The following is a 1,016-nucleotide window of genomic DNA, read 5'->3' as shown; positions in this document are numbered from 1 at the left end:
CTCTTAAAATCAGCACCTCAGGGCGGTTTAGACACAACTCCTGAAAGTCCTATCTGATAGTCCAATTCTTTGACTTCCTTTTTCTGTGAGACCTCCAATTATCTAATATTGGCTCGTTTCTAAAGTCGGTTAAAGCCTATCATCTCTAACAAAGTTTTGTTACCATTTCAAAGAACTTTTATATCTTGTACCCATGGTAACGCAGGACACACAACCCCTTATAACAGCAAATTTGCACATAAATGGCGGACGGTGGTTCAACTCGGGTTTTTCGTTAATTATTTAGTTTTGTGCGGTATGACAATGCTTCTGCAAGCAATGCCTTTTATGCACAAATTAGCAAAAAGTTATGAGTAACCTTAAAAAACAAGAATGAGAACAATACTTATTATTATAATATTTTCTGTTATTACTCAATATTCTAAAGCGCAAGATACTTCGCAATTAGTTGCACCTTGGAAAGAAGTGAAAATTTGGCTTTTAAAAAGGGCTCAACTGACAAAAAAATTGGTAACTGCTCTAAATAAAAAAATTGACTTCGCTAAAGGTTTACCAACAAGACCTGAAAACATTGCTGACACCTTAGTCTTTCAAATAAATTCATTTTCTATTCCTGACAGCGTATCTATTCGCAAAATTGATTTGATTAATAACCGATTGACATCCGCACTTGAACCTTATATAAATTTTCTAAATATTAATCCAAAACTGAAATATAAAATAAATTTTCTTGAGTTACAAGTTCAATTGGAAGCTTCAGAAAATAGACTTGAAGCTATGGCTTCCGAATTCAATAAAAAAGCTATTGACCTTAGAAGAAAGGATATGTGTTTCATTTTATTAGGAACATCAGAACCTCCCATAGTAAAATTTGAATAAAGGCAACTCATAATCGAGTAGACGGCTCTGCCAGAAACCTGACAGAGTGCGCCTCTCACACCACCGTACGTACGGGTCTCGTATACGGCGGTTCGTAAACTGATGGGTTGAGTTTTGTGTAAATCTCTAGCATTGGA

1 protein-coding gene is annotated in these 1,016 nt (G+C 35.3%); it reads left to right on the top strand.

Going from position 1 to position 1,016, the window contains the following annotated elements; genetic code table 11:
- Window positions 1-372: 372 nt before the first annotated feature.
- Complete coding sequence (locus tag EZJ43_RS16970; protein ID WP_133263910.1) at window positions 373-879, top strand: LemA family protein; 507 nt, start codon at window positions 373-375, stop codon at window positions 877-879.
- Window positions 880-1,016: the final 137 nt, after the last annotated feature.

Origin of the sequence: Pedobacter changchengzhani, assembly GCF_004354365.1 — a bacterium.
Taxonomy (GTDB): Bacteria; Bacteroidota; Bacteroidia; order Sphingobacteriales; family Sphingobacteriaceae; genus Pedobacter; species Pedobacter changchengzhani.
The sequence above is the reverse complement of the archived record's forward strand: the minus strand, read 5'-3'. Positions and strand labels throughout refer to the sequence as shown.

What these genes read in the sequence shown, in the direction of transcription:
- EZJ43_RS16970 (WP_133263910.1), top strand. Translation starts at nt 373, where the DNA reads ATGAGAACAATACTTATTATTATAATATTTTCTGTTATTACTCAATAT.